The sequence below is a fragment of the Streptococcus oralis subsp. oralis genome, from assembly GCF_002096435.1.
In the GTDB taxonomy this organism is placed as follows: domain Bacteria; phylum Bacillota; class Bacilli; order Lactobacillales; family Streptococcaceae; genus Streptococcus; species Streptococcus oralis_AA.
In genome coordinates, this window is sequence record NZ_NCUI01000025.1 from 196,867 (window position 1) to 223,141 (window position 26,275).

Here is a 26,275-nt window from a genome sequence, read left to right on the forward strand (position 1 = left end):
GGAATGGGGAAATACCAATTAGACGATAAGGGACGCGCACAAGTGACCCGTTATCACGAGAAACACTCGAAAGGCGGAACAGGTAAAAAAGAACGCTTGCTCAGCCTCAGAGAACAGTTTTTAAACAAGAACAAGAAAAAAGAAAAGTGAGAGTCTGCTCTCACTTTTCTCTTAATTGGAGGTGAAAATGATACTACGCAGACCAACATTGGCAGATAAAGAAACAGTTTTAGAGATGATGGCAGAGTTTGAACAGACTCAATCAGCCCACGATGGTGGGTTTTGGAACGCCAACAATTTTGTTTATGAAGAGTGGCTAGAAGAAAATCTTCAAGCGGAAGCGGGACTCAATATTCCTGAAAACTGGGTTCCTGCTATCCAGCTGGTTAGTTTTGACGTAGCAGGCCAGGCTCTTGGCTTTCTCAACCTTCGTCTCCGATTAAATGACTACTTACTAGAAAATGGTGGCCATATCGGCTATTCCGTTCGCCCCTCTGAAAGAGGTAAGGGTTATGCGAAAGAATCCCTCCGACAAGGTCTACAAGTTGCTAAGGGAAAGAATATTAAACGAGCTTTAGTGACTTGTAGCACAGAAAATCCAGCAAGCCGAGCTGTTATCTTAGCTAATGGTGGGGTGTTTGAGGATGTTCGCAATGGTGTAGAACGTTACTGGATAGATTTGGAGTAAAAGGATGACATGGAATACACCAAAACCAGGTGAATGGAAAAGTGAGGAACTTAGTAAAGGGCGGATCATTGATTATAAGGCCTTTAACTTTGTCGATGGAGAAGGTGTGCGCAACTCTCTCTATGTATCAGGTTGCATGTTTCACTGCGAGGGGTGCTATAATGTTGCGACTTGGTCTTTCAACGCAGGCATTCCCTATACGGCAGAATTAGAAGAACAAATCATGGAAGACCTTGCCCAACCCTATGTTCAAGGTTTGACCTTGCTAGGAGGAGAACCCTTTCTTAATACGGGAATCCTCTTACCTCTCGTTAAGCGCATTCGAAAGGAATTGCCAGACAAAGACATCTGGTCCTGGACGGGCTACACGTGGGAAGAAATGATGCTGGAAACTCCAGATAAACTGGAACTCTTGTCGCTGGTTGACATCCTTGTCGATGGACGGTATGATAAAAGCAAGCGTAATCTCATGCTCCAGTTTCGAGGTTCCTCTAATCAACGAATTATCGATGTGCAAAAATCCCTCAAAAGTAGGCAAGTGGTGATTTGGGACAAGCTTAATGACGGAAAAGAAAGTTATGAACAGGTGAAGAGAGAATGAAGAAAAAAGACCTGATAGAACAACTGGTTTCAGAGATTGAAACGGGAAGAATTAGGACACTAGGGATCTACGGTCATGGGGCTTCAGGCAAGTCAACCTTCGCTCAGGAATTATATCAAGTCCTAGATCCTACTACAGTAAATTTGCTAGAAACAGATCCCTATATCACCTCAGAACGTCACCTGGTAGTACCAAAGCAAGCACCAGATCAAAAGGTGACAGCTTGTCTTCCAGTGGCGCATGAACTGGCAAGTTTGCAGAGAGATATTCTCGCCTTGCAGGCAGGTATGGATGTCTTAACAATCGATGAACCGTGGAAGGCTAGTGAAATCTTGTCTGGAGCAAAACCGATTCTGATTGTCGAAGGGATGTCTGTGGGCTTTCTACCCAAGGAACTCTTTGACAAAACCATCTGTTTCTACACGGATGAGGAGACCGAATTAAAGAGGCGCTTAGCTCGAGATACGACTATGAGAAATCGTGATGCATCTTTTGTATTGGCTAGCCATCAGATGAGACGGGAGCAGTATCTGCGATACTATAGAGAAACCGAGTCTAAAGCGGACATTTTAGTAGATCAATCAGAAGATACATTCAAGGTCAAAATGACTCACATTATATAGAAGAAAAGCCGGTTTTTTATAGATATAAATCCGTAATTTTGGAAAGATAAAAAGAGAAAACAGTTTCATCTTAAAAAAACGAAAAAAAGCTCACAAATCCCTTGCAATCGCAGGGGCTTTGTGTTATTCTATTATGGTGCTGTAAATTACAGCCTTAGCTTTGATGCAAGAGGTTGCGACACGCTCGGTTGCATTGCCACGCAACGCGCGTCGGTTTTCTTGTGGAGCTAGCCTATTATCTTAAATAGACGAAAAGGAGAAAAAGATGGCAAACAAAAAAATCCGTATCCGTTTGAAAGCTTACGAACACCGTACGCTTGACACAGCGGCTGCAAAAATCGTAGAATCAGCTACTCGTACAGGTGCACAAGTTGCGGGTCCAATCCCACTTCCAACTGAGCGTAGCCTCTACACAATCATTCGTGCGACTCACAAATACAAAGACTCTCGCGAACAATTTGAAATGCGTACACACAAACGTTTGATCGATATCGTTAACCCAACTCAAAAAACAGTTGATGCTTTGATGAAATTGGATCTTCCAAGTGGTGTAAACGTAGAAATCAAACTTTAATCTAAAATATAAAAGAGCAGAGGCTGGTGTTTCAATTTAATTGAACACGGGCTAAACTCGGTGTGAAAAAGATAAACTTCCTAGTGTCTGTTAGACACTGCGTCAGTTTCCTATTTTCACTTTGAGTTTGACGCCCTTTGTATCTTAGACTTGAGCATAAAAAACGCTCGTTAAAAACTTTTTGAATAAAAAATATAGAAAAGGAACTATTTTCTCATGACAAAAGGAATCTTAGGGAAAAAAGTGGGAATGACTCAAATCTTCACTGAAGCTGGCGAATTGATCCCTGTAACAGTTATTGAAGCAACTCCAAACGTTGTTCTTCAAGTTAAAACTGTTGAAACAGACGGATACAACGCTATCCAAGTTGGTTTCGATGACAAACGCGAAGTATTGAGCAACAAACCTGCTAAAGGACATGTAGCGAAAGCTAACACGGCTCCTAAGCGCTTCATTCGTGAATTCAAAAACGTTGAAGGCTTGGAAGTTGGTGCTGAAATCACAGTTGAAACATTCGCAGCTGGAGACGTTGTTGACGTAACTGGTACTTCTAAAGGTAAAGGTTTCCAAGGTGTTATCAAACGCCACGGACAATCACGTGGACCAATGGCTCACGGTTCCCGTTACCACCGTCGTCCAGGTTCTATGGGACCTGTTGCACCTAACCGCGTATTCAAAGGTAAAAACCTTGCAGGACGTATGGGTGGCGACCGCGTAACAATTCAAAACCTTGAAGTTGTACAAGTTGTTCCAGAAAAGAACGTTATCCTTATCAAAGGTAACGTACCAGGTGCTAAGAAATCTCTTATCACTATCAAATCAGCAGTTAAAGCTGGTAAATAATAAAGAAAGGGGAAATCAGTCACAATGGCAAACGTAACATTATTTGACCAAACTGGTAAAGAAGCTGGCCAAGTTGTTCTTAACGATGCAGTATTTGGTATCGAACCAAATGAATCAGTTGTGTTTGATGTGATCATCAGCCAACGCGCAAGCCTTCGTCAAGGAACACACGCTGTTAAAAACCGCTCTGCAGTATCAGGTGGTGGACGCAAACCATGGCGTCAAAAAGGAACTGGACGTGCTCGTCAAGGTTCTATCCGCTCACCACAATGGCGTGGTGGTGGTGTTGTCTTCGGACCAACTCCACGTTCATACGGCTACAAACTTCCACAAAAAGTTCGTCGCCTAGCTCTTAAATCAGTTTACTCTGAAAAAGTTGCTGAAAACAAATTCGTAGCTGTAGACGCTCTTTCATTTACAGCTCCAAAAACTGCTGAATTTGCAAAAGTTCTTGCAGCATTGAGCATCGATTCTAAAGTTCTTGTTATCCTTGAAGAAGGAAATGAATTCGCAGCTCTTTCAGCTCGTAACCTTCCAAACGTGAAAGTTGCAACTGCTACAACTGCAAGTGTTCTTGACATCGCAAATAGCGACAAACTTCTTGTCACACAAGCAGCTATCTCTAAAATCGAGGAGGTTCTTGCATAATGAATTTGTATGATGTTATCAAAAAACCTGTCATCACTGAAAGCTCAATGGCTCAACTTGAAGCAGGAAAATATGTATTTGAAGTTGACACTCGTGCACACAAACTTTTGATTAAGCAAGCTGTTGAAGCTGCTTTCGAAGGTGTTAAAGTTGCAAATGTTAACACAATCAACGTAAAACCAAAAGCAAAACGTGTTGGACGTTACACTGGTTTTACTAACAAAACTAAAAAAGCTATCATCACACTTACAGCTGATTCAAAAGCAATCGAGTTGTTCGCTGCTGAAGCTGAATAGTCTAAGGAGGAAATATCGTGGGAATTCGTGTTTATAAACCAACAACAAACGGTCGCCGTAATATGACTTCTTTGGATTTCGCTGAAATCACAACAAGCACTCCTGAAAAATCATTGCTTGTTGCTTTGAAGAGCAAGGCTGGTCGTAACAACAACGGTCGTATCACTGTTCGTCACCAAGGTGGTGGACACAAACGTTTCTACCGTTTGGTTGACTTCAAACGTAACAAAGACAACGTTGAAGCAGTTGTTAAAACTATCGAGTACGATCCAAACCGTTCTGCAAACATCGCTCTTGTACACTACACTGACGGTGTGAAAGCATACATCATCGCTCCAAAAGGTCTTGAAGTTGGTCAACGTATCGTTTCAGGTCCTGAAGCAGATATCAAAGTCGGAAACGCTCTTCCACTTGCTAACATTCCAGTTGGTACTTTGATCCACAACATCGAGTTAAAACCAGGTCGTGGTGGAGAATTGGTACGTGCAGCTGGAGCTTCTGCTCAAGTATTGGGTCAAGAAGGTAAATACGTTCTTGTTCGTCTTCAATCTGGCGAAGTACGTATGATCCTTGGAACTTGTCGTGCTACAGTTGGTGTTGTCGGAAACGAACAACATGGACTTGTGAACCTTGGTAAAGCAGGACGTAGCCGTTGGAAAGGTATCCGCCCAACAGTTCGTGGTTCTGTAATGAACCCTAACGATCACCCACACGGTGGTGGTGAAGGTAAAGCACCAGTTGGTCGTAAAGCGCCATCTACTCCATGGGGCAAACCTGCTCTTGGTCTTAAAACTCGTAACAAGAAAGCGAAATCTGACAAACTTATCGTTCGTCGTCGCAACGAGAAATAATAGTAAACTAGTCGCCTAAGCAACTAGGAAATCCGCCAGCTCGGTAGCGCTCTATGTGAGCGCAAGCCGCTGTGGTACAACATTTAAAGGAGAAAAAATAAAAATGGGACGCAGTCTTAAAAAAGGACCTTTCGTCGATGAGCATTTGATGAAAAAAGTTGAAGCTCAAGCTAACGACGAAAAGAAAAAAGTTATCAAAACTTGGTCACGTCGTTCAACGATCTTCCCAAGTTTCATTGGTTACACTATTGCAGTTTATGACGGACGTAAACACGTACCTGTTTACATCCAAGAAGACATGGTAGGTCACAAACTTGGTGAATTTGCACCAACTCGTACTTACAAAGGTCACGCTGCAGACGACAAGAAAACACGTAGAAAATAAGGAGAACATAAATGGCAGAAATTACTTCAGCTAAAGCAATGGCTCGTACAGTACGTGTTTCACCTCGTAAATCACGTCTTGTTCTTGACAACATCCGTGGTAAAAGCGTAGCCGATGCTATTGCAATCTTGACATTCACACCAAACAAAGCTGCTGAAATCATCTTGAAAGTTTTGAATTCAGCTGTAGCTAACGCTGAAAACAACTTTGGTTTGGACAAAGCTAACTTGGTAGTATCTGAAGCATTCGCAAACGAAGGACCAACTATGAAACGTTTCCGTCCACGTGCGAAAGGTTCAGCTTCACCAATCAACAAACGTACAGCTCACATCACTGTAGCTGTTGCAGAAAAATAAGGAGGTAACATCGTGGGTCAAAAAGTACATCCAATTGGTATGCGTGTCGGCATCATCCGTGATTGGGATGCCAAATGGTATGCTGAAAAAGAATACGCGGATTACCTTCATGAAGATCTTGCAATCCGTAAATTCGTTCAAAAAGAACTTGCTGACGCAGCAGTTTCAACTATCGAAATTGAACGCGCAGTAAACAAAGTTAACGTTTCACTTCACACTGCTAAACCAGGTATGGTTATCGGTAAAGGTGGTGCTAACGTTGATGCACTCCGTGCAAAACTTAACAAATTGACTGGAAAACAAGTACACATCAACATCATCGAAATCAAACAACCTGATTTGGATGCTCACCTTGTAGGTGAAGGAATTGCTCGTCAATTGGAGCAACGTGTCGCTTTCCGTCGTGCACAAAAACAAGCAATCCAACGTGCAATGCGTGCTGGAGCTAAAGGAATCAAAACTCAAGTATCAGGTCGTTTGAACGGTGCAGATATCGCCCGTGCTGAAGGATACTCTGAAGGAACTGTTCCACTTCACACACTTCGTGCAGATATCGATTACGCTTGGGAAGAAGCAGATACTACATACGGTAAACTTGGTGTTAAAGTATGGATCTACCGTGGTGAAGTTCTTCCAGCTCGTAAAAACACTAAAGGAGGTAAATAACCAATGTTAGTACCTAAACGTGTTAAACACCGTCGTGAATTCCGTGGAAAAATGCGCGGTGAAGCAAAAGGTGGAAAAGAAGTAGCATTCGGTGAATACGGTCTTCAAGCTACAACTAGCCACTGGATCACTAACCGCCAAATCGAAGCTGCTCGTATCGCCATGACTCGTTACATGAAACGTGGCGGTAAAGTTTGGATTAAAATCTTCCCACACAAATCATACACTGCTAAAGCTATCGGTGTGCGTATGGGATCTGGTAAAGGGGCACCTGAAGGTTGGGTTGCACCAGTTAAACGTGGTAAAGTGATGTTCGAAATCGCTGGTGTATCTGAAGAAATCGCTCGCGAAGCGCTTCGTCTTGCAAGCCACAAATTGCCAGTTAAATGTAAATTCGTAAAACGTGAAGCAGAATAAGGAGAAGGCATGAAACTTAATGAAGTAAAAGAATTTGTTAAAGAACTTCGTGGTCTTTCTCAAGAAGAACTCGCGAAGCGCGAAAACGAATTGAAAAAAGAATTGTTTGAACTTCGTTTCCAAGCTGCTACTGGTCAATTGGAACAAACAGCTCGCTTGAAAGAAGTTAAAAAACAAATCGCTCGTATCAAAACAGTTCAATCTGAAGCGAAATAATAGACTAGGGAAGGAGAAATTTCAATGGAACGCAATAATCGTAAAGTTCTTGTTGGACGTGTTGTATCTGACAAAATGGACAAGACAATCACAGTTGTAGTTGAAACAAAACGTAACCACCCAGTCTATGGTAAACGTATTAACTACTCTAAGAAATACAAAGCACATGATGAAAACAATGTTGCCAAAGAAGGCGATATCGTACGTATCATGGAAACTCGTCCGCTTTCAGCTACAAAACGTTTCCGTCTTGTAGAAGTTGTTGAAGAAGCGGTCATCATCTAATCAAACCTGAAAGGAGAAAACTGAAATGATTCAAACAGAAACTCGTTTGAAAGTCGCAGACAACAGCGGTGCGCGCGAAATCTTGACTATCAAAGTTCTTGGTGGTTCAGGACGTAAATTTGCAAACATCGGTGATGTTATCGTGGCATCTGTAAAACAAGCTACTCCTGGTGGTGCGGTTAAAAAAGGTGACGTTGTAAAAGCTGTTATCGTTCGTACTAAATCAGGTGCTCGTCGTGCTGATGGTTCATACATCAAATTTGACGAAAACGCAGCAGTTATCATCCGTGAAGACAAAACTCCTCGCGGAACACGTATCTTTGGCCCAGTTGCACGTGAATTGCGTGAAGGTGGCTTCATGAAGATCGTGTCACTTGCTCCAGAAGTACTTTAATTGGTTGCTCAAAGAAAATTAAAACAAGTCTAGGAAGTAAGACGAAAGCATAACTTAAGTTAGGTGAGTTGAAACTGACGAAGGATTGCTTTGATTTTCGCAGAGCAAAAACAAACAAACTAGTCCCCTAGCTTAATGCTAGGGTGCCCTTATGGGCGTAAGAAAAATCAAGGAGAAACCTAATGTTTGTAAAAAAAGGCGACAAAGTTCGCGTAATCGCTGGTAAAGATAAGGGAACAGAAGCTGTTGTCCTTACTGCCCTTCCAAAAGTAAACAAAGTTATCGTTGAAGGTGTCAACATCGTTAAGAAACACCAACGTCCAACTAACGAACTTCCTCAAGGTGGTATCATCGAGAAAGAAGCAGCTATCCACGTATCAAACGTTCAAGTATTGGACAAAAATGGTGTAGCTGGTCGTGTTGGTTACAAATTTGTAGACGGTAAAAAAGTTCGCTACAACAAAAAATCAGGCGAAGTGCTTGATTAATCACGAAGGAAAGGAGAAGTATAATGGCAAATCGTTTAAAAGAAAAATATCTTAATGAAGTAGTTCCTGCTTTGACAGAACAATTCAACTACTCATCAGTGATGGCTGTGCCTAAAGTAGATAAGATCGTTTTGAACATGGGTGTTGGTGAAGCTGTATCAAACGCTAAAAGTCTTGAAAAAGCTGCTGAAGAATTGGCACTTATCTCAGGTCAAAAACCACTTATCACTAAAGCTAAAAAATCAATCGCCGGCTTCCGTCTTCGTGAAGGTGTAGCGATCGGTGCAAAAGTTACCCTTCGTGGTGAACGTATGTACGAATTCTTGGACAAATTGGTTTCAGTTTCACTTCCACGTGTGCGTGACTTCCACGGTGTTCCAACAAAATCATTTGATGGACGCGGAAACTACACTCTTGGTGTGAAAGAACAATTGATCTTCCCAGAAATTAACTTTGATGACGTTGACAAAACTCGTGGTCTTGACATCGTTATCGTAACAACTGCTAACACTGACGAAGAGTCACGTGCATTGCTTACAGGCCTTGGAATGCCTTTTGCAAAATAATATAGGAGGTAAATCTAATGGCTAAAAAATCAATGATTGCTAAGAACAAACGTCCAGCGAAGTTCTCTACTCAAGCTTATACTCGTTGTGAAAAATGTGGTCGTCCACATTCAGTTTACCGCAAATTTAAACTTTGCCGTGTTTGCTTCCGTGAATTAGCTTACAAAGGACAAATTCCTGGTGTAACAAAAGCATCTTGGTAATATCATGATACAAAGAGCGTAACAACCACAGCAAAAATAGGAAATTTGGTGAAGGAGCGATGCTCCAAAACAAATTTATCTTTTTTGCACAGGTTGTAGCTCGTGTTCAAATAAGAGTTCTCTCATTTGAATGTGTCAATACTATCTGAGCCCAGCTCAATCATTAACTAGCAAGTGCAACTTGCAAACTACTAGTAAGAGGAGAAAAACAAAATGGTTATGACTGACCCAATCGCAGACTTCCTAACTCGTATTCGTAACGCTAACCAAGCGAAACACGAAGTACTTGAAGTACCTGCATCAAACATCAAAAAAGGGATTGCTGAAATCCTTAAACGCGAAGGTTTTGTTAAGAACGTAGAAATCATCGAAGATGACAAACAAGGCATCATCCGTGTATTCCTTAAATACGGACCAAACGGTGAAAAAGTTATCACTAACTTGAAACGTGTTTCTAAACCAGGACTTCGTGTCTACAAAAAACGTGAAGATCTTCCAAAAGTTCTTAACGGACTTGGAATTGCTATCCTTTCAACTTCTGAAGGTTTGCTTACTGATAAAGAAGCTCGCCAAAAGAACGTTGGTGGAGAAGTTATCGCTTACGTTTGGTAATATTTAGCTCCCAATTTCTTTGTGACTCCTCGTTATCGTCTCTTGCCTAACCCAAAGTTATGCCTACGAGACGATGCCTAGATTCACTTTGAAATTGAAACCTAAATGTTCCTATAAATCGAGAAATCGATTTCCCCCCCCGTGAAAACTGGCCGTTATGGCCTGACAATTTAACAGGAGAAAATAAACATGTCACGTATTGGTAATAAAGTTATCGTGTTGCCTGCTGGTGTTGAAATCACTAACAATGACAACGTTGTAACTGTAAAAGGACCTAAAGGAGAACTTACTCGTGAGTTCTCAAAAGATATTGAAATTCGTGTGGAAGGTACTGAAGTAACTCTTCACCGTCCAAACGATTCAAAAGAAATGAAAACAATCCACGGAACCACTCGTGCCCTTTTGAACAACATGGTAATTGGTGTATCAGAAGGATTCAAGAAAGAACTTGAAATGCGTGGGGTTGGTTACCGTGCACAACTTCAAGGTAAAAAACTTGTTTTGGCTGTTGGTAAATCTCATCCAGACGAAGTTGAAGCTCCAGAAGGAATTACTTTTGAACTTCCAAACCCAACAACAATCGTTGTTAGCGGAATTTCAAAAGAAGTAGTTGGTCAAACAGCTGCTTACGTACGTAGCCTTCGTTCACCAGAACCATATAAAGGTAAAGGTATCCGTTACGTTGGTGAATTCGTTCGCCGTAAAGAAGGTAAAACAGGTAAATAATGTTGAGTGGTTGATTTTCAACCACCGACCTATTTTCCAACTTAGTGCATAGCACATGATTTAAAACTAAAGAGGTGAAAACTGTGATTTCTAAACCAGATAAAAACAAACTCCGCCAAAAACGCCACCGTCGCGTTCGCGGAAAACTCTCTGGAACTGCTGATCGCCCACGTTTGAACGTATTCCGTTCTAATACAGGCATCTACGCTCAAGTGATTGATGACGTAGCGGGTGTAACGCTCGCAAGTGCTTCAACTCTTGACAAAGAAGTTTCAAAAGGAACTAAAACTGAACAAGCCGTTACTGTCGGTAAACTCGTTGCAGAACGTGCAAACGCTAAAGGTATTTCAGAAGTGGTGTTCGACCGCGGTGGATATCTATATCACGGACGTGTGAAAGCTTTGGCTGATGCAGCTCGTGAAAACGGATTGAAATTCTAATAGGAGGACACTAGAAAATGGCATTTAAAGACAATGCAGTTGAATTAGAAGAACGCGTAGTTGCTGTCAACCGTGTTACAAAAGTTGTTAAAGGTGGACGTCGTCTTCGTTTCGCAGCTCTTGTTGTTGTTGGTGACCACAACGGTCGCGTAGGATTTGGTACTGGTAAAGCTCAAGAAGTTCCAGAAGCAATCCGCAAAGCAGTAGAAGATGCTAAGAAAAACTTGATTGAGGTTCCTATGGTTGGAACAACAATCCCACACGAAGTTCTTTCAGAATTCGGTGGAGCTAAAGTATTGTTGAAACCTGCTGTAGAAGGTTCTGGAGTTGCCGCTGGTGGTGCAGTTCGTGCCGTTGTGGAATTGGCAGGTGTGGCAGATATTACATCTAAATCACTTGGTTCTAACACTCCAATCAACATTGTTCGCGCAACTGTTGAAGGTTTGAAACAATTGAAACGCGCTGAAGAAGTTGCTGCCCTTCGTGGTATTTCAGTTTCTGATTTGGCATAAGAAAGGGGATAAAATGGCTCAAATTAAAATTACTTTGACTAAGTCTCCAATCGGACGCATTCCATCACAACGTAAAACTGTTGTAGCACTTGGACTTGGCAAATTGAACAGCTCTGTTATCAAAGAAGACAACGCTGCTATCCGTGGTATGATCACTGCAGTATCTCACTTGGTAACAGTTGAAGAAGTAAACTAATGAATTTTTAGGGGATGTGGCAATACTCATCCCCTAAAACTAGGTATAGTCATCTTAGATGACCATGTATAGGCGAGTTGATAAGGGAGACAACCTTTTCTCTCTTATCGGCGCTAGCATTTTACAAAAGAGGAGAAAATAATAATGAAACTTCATGAATTGAAACCTGCAGAAGGTTCTCGTAAAGTACGTAACCGTGTTGGTCGTGGTACTTCATCAGGTAACGGTAAAACATCTGGTCGCGGTCAAAAAGGTCAAAAAGCTCGTAGCGGTGGCGGAGTTCGCCTTGGTTTTGAAGGTGGACAAACTCCATTGTTCCGTCGTCTTCCAAAACGTGGATTCACTAACATCAACGCTAAAGAATACGCAATTGTAAACCTTGACCAATTGAACGTCTTTGAAGACGGTGCAGAAGTAACTCCAGTTGTACTTATCGAAGCAGGAATTGTGAAAGCTGAAAAATCAGGAGTTAAAATTCTTGGTAACGGTGAGTTGACTAAGAAATTGACTGTGAAAGCAGCTAAATTCTCTAAATCAGCTGAGGAAGCTATCACTGCTAAAGGTGGTTCTGTAGAAGTCATCTAAGAGAGGTGACCCATGTTTTTTAAATTACTAAAAGAAGCGCTCAAGGTTAAACAAGTTCGATCAAAAATTCTCTTTACAATTTTTATCATTCTTGTTTTCCGTATTGGGACAAGTATTACAGTTCCAGGTGTGAATGCGAAAAGTTTAGAAGCTCTCAGTGGTTTATCTTTCTTGAACATGCTTAGTCTTGTTTCAGGGAATGCCATGAAGAACTTCTCCGTTTTTGCACTCGGAGTAAGTCCGTATATCACTGCTTCAATCGTTGTTCAATTGCTACAAATGGATATTTTACCGAAGTTTGTAGAATGGGGCAAACAAGGGGAAGTAGGACGGAGAAAACTAAACCAAGCTACTCGTTATATTGCACTTGTGCTTGCATTTGTTCAATCTATCGGGATTACAGCAGGATTTAACACTCTTTCTGGAGCAAAATTATTAACGACAGCTTTAACACCACAAGTCTTTGTTACTATCGGTATTATCCTCACAGCAGGTAGTATGATTGTAACTTGGCTCGGGGAACAAATTACAGATAAGGGATACGGAAACGGTGTTTCTATGATCATCTTTGCAGGTATTGTCGCTTCAATCCCTGAGATGATTAAAGGAATCTATGTTGACTACTTCGTCAATATTCCAAGTAGCCGTTTGACTTCATCTATTATCTTTGTCGTTATTTTGATTATCGCTGTCTTGTTGATTGTATACTTTACAACCTTTGTTCAACAGGCAGAATATAAAATTCCAATCCAATATACAAAAGTTGCTCAAGGAGCCCCATCAAGCTCATACCTTCCTTTGAAGGTAAACCCAGCGGGGGTTATCCCAGTTATCTTTGCAAGTTCCATCACAGCAGCACCTGCAGCCATTCTTCAATTTTTGAGTGCTACAGGTCATGATTGGGCTTGGGTACGTACAGCACAGGAAATGTTATCTACAACATCTCCAACAGGTGTTGCCATGTATGCCTTGTTGATCATTCTCTTTACATTCTTCTATACATTTGTACAGATCAATCCAGAGAAAGCAGCAGAAAACTTGCAAAAGAGTGGAGCCTACATTCATGGTGTCCGTCCTGGTAAGGGTACTGAAGAATTCATGTCGAAACTTCTTCGTCGCCTTGCGACTGTCGGATCAATCTTCCTTGGTGTGATTTCAATCTTGCCGATTGTGGCAAAAGATGTCTTTGGTCTTTCAGAAGCTGTTGCTTTTGGGGGAACTAGTCTTTTGATCATTATCTCAACTGGTATCGAAGGAATCAAACAGCTAGAAGGTTACCTATTGAAACGTAAGTATGTTGGTTTCATGGACAAAACAGAATAAAAGCAAGATTACTTTTGCTTAGAGAGTGGAGTATGAAGGTCTATCTATCAGAGAGATTTTCGTCTCCCCTCTTCTATTTTGTTTTTAAATAGGGGTTGAAACGAATTTCTGCTTCTATTTAAATACAAAATAAGGAGATCCTATCATGAATCTTTTGATTATGGGCTTACCTGGAGCAGGTAAGGGAACGCAAGCAGCTAAAATTGTGGAGCAATTCCACGTGGCACACATTTCAACTGGAGATATGTTCCGTGCTGCTATGGCTAATCAAACTGAAATGGGTGTACTTGCCAAGTCATATATTGACAAAGGTGAGTTGGTTCCGGATGAAGTTACAAATGGAATTGTTAAAGAACGCCTTTCTCAGGACGACATCAAAGAAACAGGTTTCTTGTTGGATGGTTACCCACGTACGATTGAACAAGCTCATGCCTTGGACAAAACATTGGCGGAACTTGGTATCGAACTAGAAGGCGTGATCAATATCGAAGTGAACCCAGATTGTCTCTTGGAACGTTTGTGTGGTCGTATCATCCACCGCGAAACAGGTGAAACCTTCCACAAAGTTTTCAACCCACCAGTTGACTATAAAGAGGAAGATTATTACCAACGTGAAGATGATAAACCTGAGACAGTGAAGCGTCGTTTGGATGTGAATATCGCCCAAGGTGAACCAATCATTGCTCACTACCGTGCCAAAGGATTGGTCCACGATATCGAAGGAAATCAAGATATCAATGATGTGTTCAAAGACATCGAAAAAGTATTGACAAATTTGAAATAAAGCGTTTTTCACACTTGCAAAAAATCGCTACAAATGTTATACTGAGATAGTCTGACTTATAATTGTTGTCTCTGTTTTCAGAGGCATCGAATCGAAATTTATGGAGGTGCTTTTGCGTGGCAAAAGACGATGTGATTGAAGTTGAAGGCAAAGTAGTCGATACAATGCCTAACGCAATGTTTACGGTTGAACTTGAAAATGGACATCAGATTTTAGCAACAGTTTCTGGTAAAATTCGTAAAAACTATATTCGTATTTTAGCGGGAGATCGTGTTACTGTCGAGATGAGTCCATATGACTTGACACGTGGACGTATCACTTACCGCTTTAAATAATCGAAAAACTTGGAGGGATAAGAAATGAAAGTAAGACCATCGGTCAAACCAATTTGCGAATACTGTAAAGTAATTCGTCGTAATGGTCGTGTTATGGTAATTTGCCCAGCAAATCCAAAACACAAACAACGTCAAGGATAAGATAGAAAGGAGAAAAAATGGCTCGTATTGCTGGAGTTGACATTCCAAATGACAAACGCGTAGTAATCTCATTGACTTACGTTTATGGTATCGGACTTGCAACATCTAAGAAAATTTTGGCTGCTGCTGGAATCTCAGAAGATGTTCGTGTACGTGACCTTACATCAGATCAAGAGGATGCTATCCGTCGTGAAGTGGATGCAATCAAAGTTGAAGGTGACCTTCGTCGTGAAGTAAACTTGAACATCAAACGTTTGATGGAAATCGGTTCTTACCGTGGTATTCGTCACCGTCGTGGACTTCCTGTCCGTGGACAAAACACTAAAAACAACGCTCGCACTCGTAAAGGTAAAGCTGTTGCGATTGCTGGTAAGAAAAAATAATATAGGAGGTAAAAGTCTTGGCTAAACCAACACGTAAACGTCGTGTGAAAAAGAATATCGAATCTGGTATTGCTCATATTCACGCTACATTTAATAACACTATTGTTATGATTACTGATGTGCATGGTAATGCAATTGCTTGGTCATCAGCTGGTGCTCTTGGTTTCAAAGGTTCTCGTAAATCTACACCATTCGCTGCTCAAATGGCTTCTGAAGCTGCTGCTAAATCTGCACAAGAACACGGTCTTAAATCAGTTGAAGTTACTGTAAAAGGTCCAGGTTCTGGTCGTGAGTCAGCTATTCGTGCGCTTGCTGCCGCTGGTCTTGAAGTAACAGCAATTCGTGATGTGACTCCAGTGCCACACAATGGTGCTCGTCCTCCAAAACGTCGCCGTGTATAATCATCGCATTACACTGCTTTTCGTTTAAGAGGGAGTAACTAAATGATTGAGTTTGAAAAACCAAATATAACAAAAATTGATGAAAATAAAGATTATGGCAAGTTTGTAATCGAACCACTTGAACGTGGCTACGGTACAACTCTTGGTAACTCTCTTCGTCGTGTACTACTAGCTTCTCTACCAGGAGCAGCAGTGACATCTATCAACATTGAAGGTGTCTTGCATGAGTTCGACACAGTTCCAGGTGTTCGTGAAGACGTGATGCAAATCATTCTGAACATTAAAGGGATTGCAGTGAAATCATACGTTGAAGACGAAAAAATCATTGAACTTGACGTTGAAGGTCCTGCTGAAATTACAGCTGGAGACATTTTGACTGACAGTGATGTTGAGATTGTAAATCCAGATCATTATCTCTTTACAATCGGTGAAGGTTCTTCTCTAAAAGCGACAATGACTGTTAACAGTGGTCGTGGATATGTACCTGCTGATGAAAACAAAAAAGATAATGCACCAGTTGGAACACTTGCTGTAGATTCTATTTATACACCAGTTACAAAAGTCAACTATCAAGTAGAGCCTGCTCGTGTAGGTAGCAATGATGGATTTGACAAATTAACCCTTGAAATCTTGACTAATGGAACAATTATTCCAGAAGATGCTTTAGGGCTTTCAGCACGTATCTTGACAGAACATCTTGATTTGTTTACAAATCTTACTGAGATTGCTAAGTCAACTGAAGTGATGAAAGAAGCTGATACTGAATCTGACGATCGTATTTTGGATCGTACGATTGAGGAACTGGACTTGTCTGTGCGTTCATACAACTGTTTGAAACGTGCCGGTATCAATACTGTGCATGATTTGACAGAAAAATCTGAAGCAGAGATGATGAAAGTACGAAATCTTGGACGCAAGAGTTTGGAAGAAGTGAAACTCAAACTCATTGATTTGGGTCTTGGATTAAAAGATAAATAAAGGAGGAATACATGGCTTACCGTAAACTAGGACGCACTAGCTCACAACGTAAAGCAATGCTTCGCGATTTGACAACTGACCTTTTGATCAACGAATCAATCGTGACAACTGAAGCTCGTGCTAAAGAAATCCGTAAAACTGTTGAAAAAATGATTACTCTAGGTAAACGTGGTGATTTGCATGCACGTCGTCAAGCAGCTGCTTTCGTACGTAATGAAATCGCATCTGAAAACTATGATGAAGCAACTGATAAGTACACTTCTACTACAGCACTTCAAAAATTGTTCTCAGAAATCGCACCTCGTTATGCTGAACGTAACGGTGGATACACTCGTATCCTTAAAACTGAACCACGTCGTGGTGATGCTGCGCCAATGGCGATCATCGAATTAGTATAAAATCATCAATTTTGTTGAGTGTTATGATGATGGAGTCTTGTGCTCTTAGTCTAGCTCTGGTCTACCGCTGGGACTTCGGTCCTAGCGGGAACACTCATCATCAATTGATAGGGTAGACGCTTGTTTACGAAATTGTTTTTTTCTTAAGAACAACTTCGTAAGCAGGCGTTTTTTAGTATTTTCTATGGAAATATGCTATACTAGGAAAAAAGAAAATCAAAAACGTTCAGGTTTTCTAAAAATCGTAGAAATGGGGTATAAGGATGAAGGCTATTATTACAGTGGTTGGTAAGGACAAGGCTGGGATCGTTGCAGGCGTGTCTACTAAGATTGCAGACTTGGGTTTGAATATTGACGATATTTCTCAGACGGTGTTGGATGAATACTTTACTATGATGGCGGTCGTTTCTAGTGACGAAAAACAGGATTTCACTTATCTACGAAATGAGTTTGAAACTTTCGGTCAGACCTTGAATGTCAAAATCAATATTCAAAGTGCGGCGATTTTTGACGCTATGTATAATATCTAGGAGGTGGCTATGGATATTAGACAAGTTACAGAAACCATTGCCATGATCGAGGAGCAGAACTTCGATATCAGAACCATCACCATGGGGATTTCCCTTTTGGACTGTATTGATCCAGATATCAATCATGCTGCTGAAAAGATTTACCAAAAAATTACCACTAAAGCTGCAAATCTAGTGGCTGTAGGAGATGAAATTGCTGCAGAACTTGGGATTCCTATTGTTAATAAACGGGTATCGGTGACTCCGATTTCTTTAATTGGTGCTGCGACTGATGCGACAGACTATGTTGTTTTGGCAAAGGCTCTTGATAAGGCTGCCAAGGAGATTGGTGTTGACTTTATTGGTGGATTCTCTGCCTTGGTACAAAAAGGCTACCAAAAAGGAGATGAGATTCTCGTCAATTCTATCCCACGCGCTCTAGCTGAGACCGACAAGGTTTGTTCGTCTGTTAACATTGGCTCAACTAAGTCAGGCATCAACATGACTGCAGTTGCAGATATGGGACGTATCATCAAGGAAACAGCGAACTTATCAGATATGGGTGCGGCCAAGTTGGTCGTATTTGCTAATGCTGTTGAGGACAATCCTTTTATGGCAGGGGCCTTTCATGGTGTTGGCGAAGCAGATGTTATCATCAATGTCGGGGTTTCGGGTCCTGGTGTGGTCAAGCGTGCCTTGGAAAAGGTTCGTGGACAGAGCTTTGATGTAGTAGCGGAAACAGTCAAGAAAACGGCCTTCAAGATTACTCGTATCGGTCAGCTGGTTGGACAAATGGCGAGTGAACGCCTTGGTGTTGACTTTGGAATTGTCGATCTAAGCTTGGCGCCAACTCCTGCAGTTGGTGATTCTGTGGCACGTGTCCTTGAGGAAATGGGCCTAGAAACAGTTGGTACGCATGGGACGACGGCTGCCCTCGCTCTTTTGAATGACCAAGTTAAGAAGGGCGGAGTGATGGCTTGTAACCAAGTCGGTGGCTTGTCAGGTGCTTTTATCCCCGTTTCTGAAGATGAGGGGATGATTGCTGCGGTGCAAGATGGTTCTCTGAATTTAGAGAAACTAGAAGCCATGACGGCTATCTGTTCAGTTGGACTGGATATGATTGCCATTCCAGAAGATACGCCTGCTGAAACCATTGCGGCTATGATTGCAGATGAGGCGGCAATCGGTGTTATTAACATGAAAACAACGGCTGTCCGTATTATTCCAAAGGGCAAGGAAGGCGATATGATTGAGTTTGGTGGCTTGCTAGGGACAGCTCCAGTAATGAAGGTCAACGGGGCTTCGTCTGTTGATTTCATCTCTCGCGGTGGGCAAATCCCAGCTCCAATCCATAGTTTTAAAAATTAATAAAAAAGCGAGAGGATTTAAGTTGAGTTTAAGGATGACTGTGTATACTATAATCATTAAATAAAGACCTCCTAACTTTATTTAATAGAAATCCTAAACTTTTTCATAATAATCTCCTAGGGAAGCTACCATGAGGGTAGCTTTTCTTTTGGGTAATTTACAAATGTTGGCTTTGCTTTTGAAAGCCAAATATTTCTTTGATCCATGATATAATAGAAGAAAATGGAGGATAGAAAATGTCTAAAGTAAGATTGTACTTGGTCCGTCATGGGAAAACGATGTTTAACACAATTGGACGTGCTCAAGGATGGAGTGATACACCTCTGACTGCAGAAGGTGAGTTGGGAATCCATGAACTGGGAATTGGCTTGAGAGAGTCTGGCTTGCAGTTTGACCGCGCTTATTCCAGTGATTCAGGTCGCACTATTCAAACCATGGGAATTATCCTAGAAGAACTTGGACTACAGGGGAAAATCCCTTACCGCATGGACAAGCGCATCAGAGAGTGGTGCTTTGGTAGTTTTGATGGGGCCTATGATGGGGACCTCTTTATGGGATTGATTCCGAGAATTTTCAATGTAGACCATGTTCATCAGTTGTCCTATGCAGAACTAGCAGAAGGTTTGGTAGAGGTTGATACTGCAGGCTGGGCTGAAGGTTGGGAAAAACTCAGTGGTCGAATCAAGGAAGGCTTTGAAGCGATTGCTAAAGAAATGGAAGAACAAGGTGGGGGTAATGCCCTCGTTGTGAGCCATGGAATGACGATTGGTACCATTGTTTATCTGATCAATGGCATGCATCCGCATGGTCTGGATAATGGTAGCGTGACGATTCTTGAATATGAGGACGGTCAGTTTAGCGTAGAAGTTGTTGGTGACCGTAGCTATCGAGAGCTCGGACGTAAGAAGATGGAAGAGCCCTCTATTTAGTCAAAATAGAACTGCTTGCCATAAACTAGAGATTTGGTAACCATATAAACATAAGAAAAAAACAGCCGAGGGATATCCTTTTGGCTGTTTTTGATAGGGGAAAACTAGAGGGTAATGCTATTGTTTTTAGAAATTTTCATAAATAGTAATAATGAAGTAACTGTCAAGACAGTGAGGATAGTTGACAAAGCAGCCGCCACGCCATAATTTCCACGAAGTACTTCAGTGTAGATAGCTACAGTCATTGTTCTAGTCTTAACATTGTATAAGAGAATTGAAGTAGAAAGTTCTGAAATCATCGTTACCCATGATAGGATTGCCCCTGAGATGATACCTGAAAGCATCATTGGGGTGGTGATTTTAGTAAAGGTATTAAGACGACTACTTCCTAAACTTTCTGCAGCTTCTTCAATGCTCGGAGAAATTTGTTGCAAGCTAGCTACTGAAGATCGAATAGTATATGGGAGTCTTCTAACAGATAAGGACATGATCAGGATAAAGGCTGTTCCTGTAATCATAAGGAAGCCACTTCCGAAGATTCCTGTATTGAATGAAGAGATAAATGCAATACCGAGAACAGTTCCTGGTACGATATAAGGTACCATACTAAGACTATCGATTAGATTCGTAAATAGGTTGCGTTTACGAACAGCAAGGTATGAGATGAAGGTTGCAAATAAAACAACGAGAATCAAGGCAAGTAGAGGGATGCGAATGGTATTGAAAATAGCAGACCCCATACGGTTGAAGGCTGTTTTATAGCTATTTAATGAGTATCCATTAACAAATACCATACCTGATGTTTTAAGGAATGATGTATAAATCAAGTAAACTTGAGGTAAGACAGAGAATATAATAATACCATAAACAGTTACATAAATAGCAGCCATCTTTCCTTTTGTCGTTTTCTTAGGTTCGATTGGATGAAGCGAGTTCATACTGAAGCTGAAACGATTTGAAATATACTTTTGGATGAGGAAGATAGCAAGGGCGATTGTAATGGCCATGATTGCTAAGGCAGATGCGAAAGCCGAGTTGCCTCCAACTTCACTGATAAACTGAGTATAGATTAATACTGGGAAAGTACGATATCCCTCACCAATCAGCATCGGAGTACCGAAGTCTGAGAAAGCTCTCATAAACACTAGGAGCGCTGCTGCTAGTAAAGTTGGGACTAGAAGAGGTAAAACGACTGTTACAATTCGTTTAAAGCCGAAAGATCCCATGCTTTCAGCAGCTTCCAAGAGGGAGTTGTCAATACTCTTCATGGTTCCAGCTACGTAAAGGAAAACGAGTGGGAAAAGTTGGAGTGTAAAGACAAGTACAATACCTTTAAAGCCATAGATATCAAAAGCGGGCAAATGGAGTGTGTTGGTTAGAAATTTTGTAATAACTCCGTTTCTACCAAGAAGTAGAATCCAAGAATAGGCACCTACAAAGGGAGCTGACATGGATGCGATGATAATCAAGATTTGCAAAAATTTCTTCCCCTTGAAGTCATACATTGAAAATAGATAAGCTAGCAAGGTACCAACAACGACAGAAGTAATTGTTGCAGTTACAGAAACTTTAAAACTATTAATGAGTGTCTCAGAATAATAAGATTTGCTAAAGAATGTAACAAAATTTTCTAAAGAGAAGCTACCTTCATTTACCAGTGCTTGCTTTAGTACAGTCACAATTGGGTAGACCAAGAAAACCAAGTAGGTAAGGAAAATGAAGAAGGAAGATCCAGTCCATATGTTTAGTTTTTTACGCTCCATGGCTGACTCCTTTTATGAGATTTCGCGAACCGTCTTCAGAGAAGACATTGAGTTTTTGAGTATTGATTCTCAAACGAACACAATCTCCTTTTTCTAAATCTTCTTCGAATGTTGATTCTTCACTTACTTGAAGTTTTGGAGCAAATCCAGTTTCAATGAAGTATTCAGTGTTAAGCCCAAGGTAAACACTGTCAGTGATTGTTCCATTGATTGGACCATTTTCATCACGGATAAATTCTTCAGGACGAATGCTAACACGGATGTTTTGCTCGTCAACTTGATCAAGAGTTGGCATACGAAGAGAATAGCCGTCTTCAAAGACTATGTAAGCTCCGTCAGCTTGTTTTTCTAGACGAGCAGGGATTATATTTGTTCTACCAATAAATGTTGCAACAAATTCATTTGCTGGTTTATGGTAAAGCTCTTTGGGACGACCAATTTGTTGAATAACACCGTCTTTCATAACAGCAATTTGGTCAGAAATGGCCATGGCTTCTTCTTGGTCATGAGTTACGTAGACAGTTGTAATACCAACTTCGTGTTGGATTTCTCGGATAGCTTGACGCATATCTAAGCGAAGTTTGGCATCTAGGTTACTTAGAGGTTCATCCATAAGGAGAACGCTAGGATTAACAGCTAAAGCGCGTGCTAAGGCAACCCGTTGTTGTTGACCACCACTAAGTTTATCTGGTCTACGATCAGCGTACTGAGCAATCTGCATCAACTCAAGGTATTTGTTAGTTTGTTTTATGAGCTCCTCTTTTGGAACTTTTTTCTGCTTGAGTCCAAACGCTACGTTATCACGCACTGTCAAATGTGGGAAAATCGCATAGTTTTGGAACACCATTCCGATGTTACGCTTGCTAGGTTCCATGTTATTAATTTTGGTATCATCGAAGTAGAATTCTCCTCCTTCGATGCTGTTGAACCCAGCAATCATACGAAGCAAAGTTGTTTTCCCGCATCCTGAAGGCCCAAGGAGAGTGAAAAGGCTTCCCTTAGGAATTGTAACATTTAAATTTTCGATAACGGGCACATCATTGTAAATTTTCTTAGCATTAATAATTTTAATCTCGCTCATAGTCAACCCCTATTACTGTTTAGATTGGATATCTGTAAAGATTTCGTTGTATTTCTTAACAATTTCTGATTTGTTTTTGATGACATAGTCATAGTCTTCAGTTAGTACTTTGATTTGTTCGATTGGTTTCATATTTTCGCTAGTTTTAGCATTTTTACGAACAGGACGGTTAGTAGTTGTAGTACCTAGAGTATCTTGTACGTCTTGAGAAATGATGAAATCGATAAATTTCTTAGCATTTTCTTTGTTTTTTGCGTTTTTTATAATAGCAGCACTCGCTGGTAAGAAAACAGTTCCTTCTTTTGGATAAACAACTTTAATGTTAGCACCGTCGTTTAAAAGTTTAACTGCAGGATCTTCATATGAAAGACCAACAGCCATTTCTCCATCTGCCACTGCTTTATAAACACCAGATGAACTTGAACCGATTTTACCATTAATTAATGTGAAGAGATCTTTTACATAAGTCCAAGCCTTGTCATCTGCATATCCCCCCTCAGCTTGTAACATGTTTGTTAGTTGAGCAAAAGCACTAGAAGAGTTAGCAGGGTCAGCTGTTGCAATTTTTCCTTTGAGCTCTGGTTTGATAAGATCGCTATATCCTTCGATATTCATACCCTTAGTCAAATCAGGATTTACAATTAATACACTACCGTCTAATGTGTAAGGAGTTGAGTAACCGGTTGTATTTTGATATTCTTTGATTACATTTTCGTTTTCTGGAGAAACGTAATTTTCAAAGAGTTCTCCGTGAGTGGCATATTGAGTATAGGAACCACCAAATATGACATCTGCTACAGGTGCTTCTTTTTCAGACTCTAGCTTTTTAAAGAGCTCACCAGTTCCTGCTTGAATGAGTTCAACTTTAATACCATATTTTTCTTCAAAAGCAGGAATTGTCGCACCAATTAAGCCTTCTGAGTTTGGCGAATAGACTACCAGAGTGTCACTTCCACCGTTTTCGGTTGCCTTATCTCCTGAAGTGTCGTCAGAAGAGCAGGCAGTCAGTCCTAGAATAGCAAGTCCACAAGCAGCAAAATACATCCATTTCTTTTTCATGATGGATACCTCCAAAGTTTTTGTTATATCTATTGTAAAAGAATGTAAGCGTTTTTAAAACTCAAAATTCTATCCTAATAGTGGAAAATTCTCTACAAAAAAGAAGAATAGTTTTTATACTATTCTTCCAATGGTTTTTAATTCTTTTGGGGAAATATGAAAGTATTTCTTAAAAACTTTCCCAAAATATTTATAGTCTGAGAACCCCACTTGTTCAGCAATTTGGCTAAGTGGATAGTCAGGATGTTGGATTATTTTTTCAACTGCTTGTTTTAATCTATACTGTAGGATATATTCATTCAAGGTAATTGGAAAATCTTCTTTGATAACTTTATATAGATAACTTTCGCTATAGCCTAAATTTTCTGCAATAGTAGAAATAGTAAAGTGTTCGGAGTAGTGCTGGTGTATAAATTCGAGAATTTGTTGAATCAGTTGGTTTTGAGGATTGATTTTTTGAAGAGAGGTGACAAAAATCTGATAATCTTGTAAAAATGGCTTGTTTTGATGTTGATCCATTTGAAGGCGAAGAATTATTTTCTCTAGACATTCTGTTAATTCTATGATATTTATGGGTTTTGATAGAAAATCTACAGCTCCAAATTGCATAGCTTTTTTTGCATTTTGGAAATCATCATAGCCAGATAGGATTACTTTTTCATAGGAAATAGACTGTGTGGCTTCAAACATCATGAAGGCATCCATGATAGGCATGGTGATATCTGTCAGTACAATATGTGGTTTTAGTTTTTGAATTAGTTCCATTCCTTCTTGTCCATGACTAGCGGTTCCTACGACTTGAATACCTAAGGTAGAGTAGTCTACAGCAATCTCAAGCCATTTTCGAATTAAGTGCTCGTCTTCGACAATGATTAGCTTAAACATGTGTTCTTCCTTTCGTGACAAATTTAACAAACGTTTCACCTTTAGGATTTACTCCTAAATCCAATTCGACATTTTCAAAGAAGTTATTCAATCGTTTGTAACTATTGACAATACCGTGTTGAGTATGTGGACTGTTCAGGGATTCTAGGATATGTAGGCGTTCTTGTTTAGTTAAACCACCGGCATTATCCATAATGATAAAGGTTAGCTCTTCCTGATTCTGAGTGATTTTGATAGAGATGGAAAGATCTATACGATACTGCCTTCCGTATTTTAGAGCATTTTCTACAAGCGGTAATAGGAAAAGTTTTGGGATGACTTGTGAATATAGTTTTTGAGAATAGTCAATATGATAAGAAAATTGTTCAAAGCGAATCTGATGAATCTTTAGATATGCTTCGATAATTTCTAAGTCCTTCCCAAGAGTCGTTTCTTTTTCTAATTCAGTCACGCTGTATCGCAGGATGCGTGTTAGATTTTGAATAAGGTCTTGTGTAATACTAGCATCAATCATACTCGTGATTTTAATAGTTTCCAAGGTATTGTATAGGAAGTGAGGATTAAACTGAGCTTCTAGCATTTTTCTTTCAAAAACCCATTTTTCCTTTTCAATGGTCAACATCTTTTGATGAAGTTCGTCCAACTCCTGTAGCATATCGTTAATTTTCTCAGCTATCAGTTCAAATTCATCCTCAGTATGGAGAGTAAGTTTCTTTTCTTTTTTCTTAGGAATTTCATGTAATTGAAAGACTAAACTTTCAATAGGACCAGCATTATGGGTTGCGATTTTATGGGCAATTCTCCTAGCCTGCCAAAAATATAATAGAAAGATACAAAGTGTTAGTATGGAAGCAAGACTAAGTAAGCTAGGAATAGGAAAGAATGATTGGAAAGTGTAAATTGAAAAAATTGAATCAACTTTACGCTTTTCAATCAAAATTGGATTTTCAACGAACCAATGTGTTTTTGAATGGAGAGATTTCTCATCAAATTTTTCCAGAGTTGATTGTGTAAATTGATTAGTATTACTAGAGTATATATTACCAAAGGTATCTGTGATGACGTATTTTGAATTAATTAAAGGGATACTTGATACGAAGTCATTCTCATTAACAAAAGAAATACTGTAAGCTATTGCTCGTTGATTTTGAATTATGGGCATAATAAAGACAGCATAATGCTGCTTATCCATAGATAGAGCAACTTTCTCTGAAATGGATCCTTGGGTAGGATTTTGAATTAATAATTTTAAATAATAGGGAGCTAAAAGAGTTTCTTTATGATTGCGATTAGTGCTAAATAAAAGTTCGCCAGTATCATCGAGAATGACAAAATCAGAACTGAGTTTTAGTTGAGCTTTTGTTTCATAAAATAGACTAAATAATTCCCTGTCAGTGTGTTTACCTTCTATAAATTCTGGAACCATTTTTTTATTCATAGTTTCCAACAATTCATAATTCGCTTGTTTCATGTCATGAACATGTTGAGCAATTTGTTGAGTATCTTTAGCTAGTTGTTGTTTTTGTAAAAAATAGGAAAACCCAAAAAGAAAAATTAGTAATAAAAGAGAAGATATAAAAGCTGCTATGGAGCTTCTATGTAGAATTTCTTTTTGAAGAGATCTTTTAAAGGAATGAGACATCCGTTACCTCCTTTAGAAGGGGTTTCTGTTATAAGTATAGCAGTTTAAAAATTCTAGAGCAAGGTAAAATAGAAAAGTGTAGAATAGAACGAGACCAAATTCCCCCAAAAATGGTATAATAGTAA

At 40.1% G+C, this 26,275-nt stretch carries 41 protein-coding genes; 36 read left to right on the forward strand and 5 right to left on the reverse strand.

Annotated elements, in window-relative coordinates; translation table 11 throughout:
* Positions 1-3: 3 nt before the first annotated feature.
* The 36 genes from B7723_RS10545 to B7723_RS07395 all read left to right on the forward strand — a co-directional run bounded on the left by B7723_RS10545 (position 4) and on the right by B7723_RS07395 (position 19,720).
* Positions 4-150, forward strand: a complete 147-nt coding sequence (locus tag B7723_RS10545) for a hypothetical protein (RefSeq protein ID WP_084849993.1) — start codon at positions 4-6, stop codon at positions 148-150.
* 37 nt (positions 151-187) lie between these two features.
* The gene (locus B7723_RS07225; RefSeq protein ID WP_084849992.1) at positions 188-688 is read left to right on the forward strand and encodes a GNAT family N-acetyltransferase; all 501 of its coding nucleotides are present in this window, start codon (positions 188-190) and stop codon (positions 686-688) included.
* A gap of 4 nt (positions 689-692) precedes the next feature.
* Positions 693-1,289, forward strand: coding sequence for an anaerobic ribonucleoside-triphosphate reductase activating protein (gene nrdG, locus B7723_RS07230; RefSeq protein WP_084849991.1), 597 nt, complete (start codon positions 693-695; stop codon positions 1,287-1,289).
* Positions 1,286-1,912, forward strand: a complete 627-nt coding sequence (locus tag B7723_RS07235) for a uridine kinase family protein (protein WP_084849990.1) — start codon at positions 1,286-1,288, stop codon at positions 1,910-1,912. Before nrdG ends, B7723_RS07235 begins: the two co-directional genes overlap by 4 nt.
* A 265-nt stretch (positions 1,913-2,177) precedes the next feature.
* Complete coding sequence (gene rpsJ / locus B7723_RS07240) at positions 2,178-2,486, forward strand: 30S ribosomal protein S10 (RefSeq protein ID WP_001284513.1); 309 nt, start codon at positions 2,178-2,180, stop codon at positions 2,484-2,486.
* Between the two features lie 216 nt (positions 2,487-2,702).
* Positions 2,703-3,329 (forward strand): 50S ribosomal protein L3, encoded by a 627-nt coding sequence (gene rplC / locus B7723_RS07245; protein ID WP_000160197.1) that lies wholly within the window; start codon positions 2,703-2,705, stop codon positions 3,327-3,329.
* 24 nt (positions 3,330-3,353) lie between these two features.
* Positions 3,354-3,977 (forward strand): 50S ribosomal protein L4, encoded by a 624-nt coding sequence (gene rplD / locus B7723_RS07250; RefSeq protein ID WP_000024537.1) that lies wholly within the window; start codon positions 3,354-3,356, stop codon positions 3,975-3,977.
* A complete protein-coding gene (locus B7723_RS07255; RefSeq protein ID WP_001055347.1) occupies positions 3,977-4,273 on the forward strand; it encodes a 50S ribosomal protein L23 in 297 nt (98 codons plus the stop codon). Before rplD ends, B7723_RS07255 begins: the two co-directional genes overlap by 1 nt.
* A 17-nt stretch (positions 4,274-4,290) precedes the next feature.
* On the forward strand, positions 4,291-5,124 hold the full coding sequence (gene rplB / locus B7723_RS07260; protein WP_000512910.1) for a 50S ribosomal protein L2: 834 nt from the start codon (positions 4,291-4,293) through the stop codon (positions 5,122-5,124).
* A gap of 103 nt (positions 5,125-5,227) precedes the next feature.
* Complete coding sequence (gene rpsS / locus B7723_RS07265) at positions 5,228-5,509, forward strand: 30S ribosomal protein S19 (protein ID WP_000533766.1); 282 nt, start codon at positions 5,228-5,230, stop codon at positions 5,507-5,509.
* A gap of 11 nt (positions 5,510-5,520) precedes the next feature.
* On the forward strand, positions 5,521-5,865 hold the full coding sequence (gene rplV / locus B7723_RS07270) for a 50S ribosomal protein L22 (protein ID WP_000818137.1): 345 nt from the start codon (positions 5,521-5,523) through the stop codon (positions 5,863-5,865).
* A gap of 12 nt (positions 5,866-5,877) precedes the next feature.
* Entirely contained in the window at positions 5,878-6,531 is a 654-nt protein-coding gene (rpsC, locus tag B7723_RS07275; RefSeq protein WP_000529936.1) for a 30S ribosomal protein S3, read from the forward strand.
* A gap of 3 nt (positions 6,532-6,534) precedes the next feature.
* Positions 6,535-6,948 (forward strand): 50S ribosomal protein L16, encoded by a 414-nt coding sequence (gene rplP / locus B7723_RS07280; protein WP_000960946.1) that lies wholly within the window; start codon positions 6,535-6,537, stop codon positions 6,946-6,948.
* 9 nt (positions 6,949-6,957) lie between these two features.
* Entirely contained in the window at positions 6,958-7,164 is a 207-nt protein-coding gene (gene rpmC / locus B7723_RS07285) for a 50S ribosomal protein L29 (protein ID WP_000772918.1), read from the forward strand.
* 24 nt (positions 7,165-7,188) lie between these two features.
* Positions 7,189-7,449, forward strand: a complete 261-nt coding sequence (gene rpsQ, locus B7723_RS07290) for a 30S ribosomal protein S17 (protein WP_000440801.1) — start codon at positions 7,189-7,191, stop codon at positions 7,447-7,449.
* A 25-nt stretch (positions 7,450-7,474) separates the two neighbouring features.
* Positions 7,475-7,843 carry a 50S ribosomal protein L14 gene (rplN, locus tag B7723_RS07295; protein WP_000616545.1) on the forward strand — a complete coding sequence of 123 codons (369 nt, stop codon included), beginning with the start codon at positions 7,475-7,477 and terminating at the stop codon, positions 7,841-7,843.
* A 182-nt stretch (positions 7,844-8,025) separates the two neighbouring features.
* Complete coding sequence (gene rplX, locus B7723_RS07300; RefSeq protein WP_000497691.1) at positions 8,026-8,331, forward strand: 50S ribosomal protein L24; 306 nt, start codon at positions 8,026-8,028, stop codon at positions 8,329-8,331.
* A gap of 23 nt (positions 8,332-8,354) precedes the next feature.
* Complete coding sequence (gene rplE / locus B7723_RS07305) at positions 8,355-8,897, forward strand: 50S ribosomal protein L5 (protein ID WP_000013542.1); 543 nt, start codon at positions 8,355-8,357, stop codon at positions 8,895-8,897.
* Between the two features lie 17 nt (positions 8,898-8,914).
* A complete protein-coding gene (locus B7723_RS07310; RefSeq protein WP_001085697.1) occupies positions 8,915-9,100 on the forward strand; it encodes a type Z 30S ribosomal protein S14 in 186 nt (61 codons plus the stop codon).
* Between the two features lie 213 nt (positions 9,101-9,313).
* A complete protein-coding gene (gene rpsH, locus B7723_RS07315; RefSeq protein ID WP_000245504.1) occupies positions 9,314-9,712 on the forward strand; it encodes a 30S ribosomal protein S8 in 399 nt (132 codons plus the stop codon).
* 189 nt (positions 9,713-9,901) lie between these two features.
* Positions 9,902-10,438, forward strand: coding sequence for a 50S ribosomal protein L6 (rplF, locus tag B7723_RS07320; protein ID WP_000086623.1), 537 nt, complete (start codon positions 9,902-9,904; stop codon positions 10,436-10,438).
* An 83-nt stretch (positions 10,439-10,521) separates the two neighbouring features.
* Positions 10,522-10,878 (forward strand): 50S ribosomal protein L18, encoded by a 357-nt coding sequence (rplR, locus tag B7723_RS07325; RefSeq protein WP_004244055.1) that lies wholly within the window; start codon positions 10,522-10,524, stop codon positions 10,876-10,878.
* A 17-nt stretch (positions 10,879-10,895) separates the two neighbouring features.
* Entirely contained in the window at positions 10,896-11,390 is a 495-nt protein-coding gene (gene rpsE / locus B7723_RS07330; RefSeq protein ID WP_000874204.1) for a 30S ribosomal protein S5, read from the forward strand.
* A 13-nt stretch (positions 11,391-11,403) separates the two neighbouring features.
* Complete coding sequence (gene rpmD, locus B7723_RS07335) at positions 11,404-11,586, forward strand: 50S ribosomal protein L30 (protein ID WP_000057241.1); 183 nt, start codon at positions 11,404-11,406, stop codon at positions 11,584-11,586.
* Positions 11,587-11,730: 144 nt separating this feature from the next.
* Positions 11,731-12,171 (forward strand): 50S ribosomal protein L15, encoded by a 441-nt coding sequence (gene rplO, locus B7723_RS07340; RefSeq protein WP_000766089.1) that lies wholly within the window; start codon positions 11,731-11,733, stop codon positions 12,169-12,171.
* A gap of 12 nt (positions 12,172-12,183) precedes the next feature.
* Positions 12,184-13,494 carry a preprotein translocase subunit SecY gene (secY, locus tag B7723_RS07345; protein ID WP_000465385.1) on the forward strand — a complete coding sequence of 437 codons (1,311 nt, stop codon included), beginning with the start codon at positions 12,184-12,186 and terminating at the stop codon, positions 13,492-13,494.
* A gap of 145 nt (positions 13,495-13,639) precedes the next feature.
* Positions 13,640-14,278, forward strand: coding sequence for an adenylate kinase (locus B7723_RS07350; protein WP_084849989.1), 639 nt, complete (start codon positions 13,640-13,642; stop codon positions 14,276-14,278).
* Positions 14,279-14,394: 116 nt separating this feature from the next.
* The gene (infA, locus tag B7723_RS07355; protein ID WP_001029883.1) at positions 14,395-14,613 is read left to right on the forward strand and encodes a translation initiation factor IF-1; all 219 of its coding nucleotides are present in this window, start codon (positions 14,395-14,397) and stop codon (positions 14,611-14,613) included.
* Positions 14,614-14,637: 24 nt separating this feature from the next.
* Entirely contained in the window at positions 14,638-14,754 is a 117-nt protein-coding gene (gene rpmJ / locus B7723_RS07360) for a 50S ribosomal protein L36 (RefSeq protein ID WP_001808836.1), read from the forward strand.
* Positions 14,755-14,771: 17 nt separating this feature from the next.
* Entirely contained in the window at positions 14,772-15,137 is a 366-nt protein-coding gene (gene rpsM, locus B7723_RS07365; RefSeq protein WP_000090781.1) for a 30S ribosomal protein S13, read from the forward strand.
* A 17-nt stretch (positions 15,138-15,154) separates the two neighbouring features.
* On the forward strand, positions 15,155-15,538 hold the full coding sequence (rpsK, locus tag B7723_RS07370; RefSeq protein WP_001118385.1) for a 30S ribosomal protein S11: 384 nt from the start codon (positions 15,155-15,157) through the stop codon (positions 15,536-15,538).
* A gap of 42 nt (positions 15,539-15,580) precedes the next feature.
* Positions 15,581-16,516: a DNA-directed RNA polymerase subunit alpha gene (locus B7723_RS07375; protein ID WP_007520800.1), complete on the forward strand. Its 936-nt coding sequence runs from the start codon at positions 15,581-15,583 to the stop codon at positions 16,514-16,516.
* Between the two features lie 11 nt (positions 16,517-16,527).
* Positions 16,528-16,914, forward strand: coding sequence for a 50S ribosomal protein L17 (rplQ, locus tag B7723_RS07380; protein ID WP_000331493.1), 387 nt, complete (start codon positions 16,528-16,530; stop codon positions 16,912-16,914).
* Between the two features lie 263 nt (positions 16,915-17,177).
* On the forward strand, positions 17,178-17,444 hold the full coding sequence (locus tag B7723_RS07385) for an ACT domain-containing protein (protein ID WP_065371530.1): 267 nt from the start codon (positions 17,178-17,180) through the stop codon (positions 17,442-17,444).
* Positions 17,445-17,453: 9 nt separating this feature from the next.
* Positions 17,454-18,791, forward strand: coding sequence for a PFL family protein (locus B7723_RS07390; RefSeq protein ID WP_042902992.1), 1,338 nt, complete (start codon positions 17,454-17,456; stop codon positions 18,789-18,791).
* A 236-nt stretch (positions 18,792-19,027) separates the two neighbouring features.
* Positions 19,028-19,720 (forward strand): histidine phosphatase family protein, encoded by a 693-nt coding sequence (locus tag B7723_RS07395; protein WP_070695999.1) that lies wholly within the window; start codon positions 19,028-19,030, stop codon positions 19,718-19,720.
* A gap of 104 nt (positions 19,721-19,824) precedes the next feature.
* Here the strand turns inward: B7723_RS07395 and B7723_RS07400 are convergent, their stop codons facing one another.
* The 5 genes from B7723_RS07400 to B7723_RS07420 all read right to left on the reverse strand — a co-directional run bounded on the left by B7723_RS07400 (position 19,825) and on the right by B7723_RS07420 (position 26,150).
* A complete protein-coding gene (locus tag B7723_RS07400; protein WP_049520527.1) occupies positions 19,825-21,483 on the reverse strand; it encodes an ABC transporter permease in 1,659 nt (552 codons plus the stop codon).
* A complete protein-coding gene (locus B7723_RS07405; RefSeq protein WP_049520526.1) occupies positions 21,473-22,564 on the reverse strand; it encodes an ABC transporter ATP-binding protein in 1,092 nt (363 codons plus the stop codon). The genes B7723_RS07400 and B7723_RS07405 overlap by 11 nt, the downstream gene beginning before the upstream one ends.
* 12 nt (positions 22,565-22,576) lie before the next feature.
* On the reverse strand, positions 22,577-23,623 hold the full coding sequence (locus B7723_RS07410) for an ABC transporter substrate-binding protein (protein WP_049520525.1): 1,047 nt from the start codon (positions 23,621-23,623) through the stop codon (positions 22,577-22,579).
* Positions 23,624-23,737: 114 nt separating this feature from the next.
* Positions 23,738-24,508, reverse strand: coding sequence for a response regulator transcription factor (locus B7723_RS07415; RefSeq protein ID WP_084849988.1), 771 nt, complete (start codon positions 24,506-24,508; stop codon positions 23,738-23,740).
* Positions 24,501-26,150 (reverse strand): sensor histidine kinase, encoded by a 1,650-nt coding sequence (locus B7723_RS07420; protein WP_084849987.1) that lies wholly within the window; start codon positions 26,148-26,150, stop codon positions 24,501-24,503. The genes B7723_RS07415 and B7723_RS07420 overlap by 8 nt, the downstream gene beginning before the upstream one ends.
* Positions 26,151-26,275 lie beyond the last annotated feature (125 nt).

Bases quoted from the DNA above. Each gene is read 5' to 3' on its own strand.
- rpsM (WP_000090781.1), top strand. From the start codon at position 14,772: ATGGCTCGTATTGCTGGAGTTGACATTCCAAATGACAAACGCGTAGTA.
- rpmC (WP_000772918.1), top strand. From the start codon at position 6,958: ATGAAACTTAATGAAGTAAAAGAATTTGTTAAAGAACTTCGTGGTCTT.
- rplE (WP_000013542.1), top strand. From the start codon at position 8,355: ATGGCAAATCGTTTAAAAGAAAAATATCTTAATGAAGTAGTTCCTGCT.
- rpsQ (WP_000440801.1), top strand. From the start codon at position 7,189: ATGGAACGCAATAATCGTAAAGTTCTTGTTGGACGTGTTGTATCTGAC.
- nrdG (WP_084849991.1), top strand. From the start codon at position 693: ATGACATGGAATACACCAAAACCAGGTGAATGGAAAAGTGAGGAACTT.
- B7723_RS07375 (WP_007520800.1), top strand. From the start codon at position 15,581: ATGATTGAGTTTGAAAAACCAAATATAACAAAAATTGATGAAAATAAA.
- B7723_RS07310 (WP_001085697.1), top strand. From the start codon at position 8,915: ATGGCTAAAAAATCAATGATTGCTAAGAACAAACGTCCAGCGAAGTTC.
- B7723_RS07395 (WP_070695999.1), top strand. From the start codon at position 19,028: ATGTCTAAAGTAAGATTGTACTTGGTCCGTCATGGGAAAACGATGTTT.
- rpmJ (WP_001808836.1), top strand. From the start codon at position 14,638: ATGAAAGTAAGACCATCGGTCAAACCAATTTGCGAATACTGTAAAGTA.
- rplV (WP_000818137.1), top strand. From the start codon at position 5,521: ATGGCAGAAATTACTTCAGCTAAAGCAATGGCTCGTACAGTACGTGTT.
- rpsH (WP_000245504.1), top strand. From the start codon at position 9,314: ATGGTTATGACTGACCCAATCGCAGACTTCCTAACTCGTATTCGTAAC.
- B7723_RS07405 (WP_049520526.1), bottom strand. From the start codon at position 22,564: ATGAGCGAGATTAAAATTATTAATGCTAAGAAAATTTACAATGATGTG.
- B7723_RS07400 (WP_049520527.1), bottom strand. From the start codon at position 21,483: ATGGAGCGTAAAAAACTAAACATATGGACTGGATCTTCCTTCTTCATT.
- rplC (WP_000160197.1), top strand. From the start codon at position 2,703: ATGACAAAAGGAATCTTAGGGAAAAAAGTGGGAATGACTCAAATCTTC.
- B7723_RS07415 (WP_084849988.1), bottom strand. From the start codon at position 24,508: ATGTTTAAGCTAATCATTGTCGAAGACGAGCACTTAATTCGAAAATGG.
- rpsE (WP_000874204.1), top strand. From the start codon at position 10,896: ATGGCATTTAAAGACAATGCAGTTGAATTAGAAGAACGCGTAGTTGCT.
- rplD (WP_000024537.1), top strand. From the start codon at position 3,354: ATGGCAAACGTAACATTATTTGACCAAACTGGTAAAGAAGCTGGCCAA.
- B7723_RS07225 (WP_084849992.1), top strand. From the start codon at position 188: ATGATACTACGCAGACCAACATTGGCAGATAAAGAAACAGTTTTAGAG.
- secY (WP_000465385.1), top strand. From the start codon at position 12,184: ATGTTTTTTAAATTACTAAAAGAAGCGCTCAAGGTTAAACAAGTTCGA.
- rpsJ (WP_001284513.1), top strand. From the start codon at position 2,178: ATGGCAAACAAAAAAATCCGTATCCGTTTGAAAGCTTACGAACACCGT.
- B7723_RS07255 (WP_001055347.1), top strand. From the start codon at position 3,977: ATGAATTTGTATGATGTTATCAAAAAACCTGTCATCACTGAAAGCTCA.
- B7723_RS07420 (WP_084849987.1), bottom strand. From the start codon at position 26,150: ATGTCTCATTCCTTTAAAAGATCTCTTCAAAAAGAAATTCTACATAGA.
- rpmD (WP_000057241.1), top strand. From the start codon at position 11,404: ATGGCTCAAATTAAAATTACTTTGACTAAGTCTCCAATCGGACGCATT.
- B7723_RS07390 (WP_042902992.1), top strand. From the start codon at position 17,454: ATGGATATTAGACAAGTTACAGAAACCATTGCCATGATCGAGGAGCAG.
- B7723_RS07385 (WP_065371530.1), top strand. From the start codon at position 17,178: ATGAAGGCTATTATTACAGTGGTTGGTAAGGACAAGGCTGGGATCGTT.
- B7723_RS07410 (WP_049520525.1), bottom strand. From the start codon at position 23,623: ATGAAAAAGAAATGGATGTATTTTGCTGCTTGTGGACTTGCTATTCTA.
- rplX (WP_000497691.1), top strand. From the start codon at position 8,026: ATGTTTGTAAAAAAAGGCGACAAAGTTCGCGTAATCGCTGGTAAAGAT.
- rplP (WP_000960946.1), top strand. From the start codon at position 6,535: ATGTTAGTACCTAAACGTGTTAAACACCGTCGTGAATTCCGTGGAAAA.
- rplO (WP_000766089.1), top strand. From the start codon at position 11,731: ATGAAACTTCATGAATTGAAACCTGCAGAAGGTTCTCGTAAAGTACGT.
- B7723_RS07350 (WP_084849989.1), top strand. From the start codon at position 13,640: ATGAATCTTTTGATTATGGGCTTACCTGGAGCAGGTAAGGGAACGCAA.
- B7723_RS10545 (WP_084849993.1), top strand. From the start codon at position 4: ATGGGGAAATACCAATTAGACGATAAGGGACGCGCACAAGTGACCCGT.
- B7723_RS07235 (WP_084849990.1), top strand. From the start codon at position 1,286: ATGAAGAAAAAAGACCTGATAGAACAACTGGTTTCAGAGATTGAAACG.
- rplQ (WP_000331493.1), top strand. From the start codon at position 16,528: ATGGCTTACCGTAAACTAGGACGCACTAGCTCACAACGTAAAGCAATG.
- rpsS (WP_000533766.1), top strand. From the start codon at position 5,228: ATGGGACGCAGTCTTAAAAAAGGACCTTTCGTCGATGAGCATTTGATG.
- rplN (WP_000616545.1), top strand. From the start codon at position 7,475: ATGATTCAAACAGAAACTCGTTTGAAAGTCGCAGACAACAGCGGTGCG.
- rplF (WP_000086623.1), top strand. From the start codon at position 9,902: ATGTCACGTATTGGTAATAAAGTTATCGTGTTGCCTGCTGGTGTTGAA.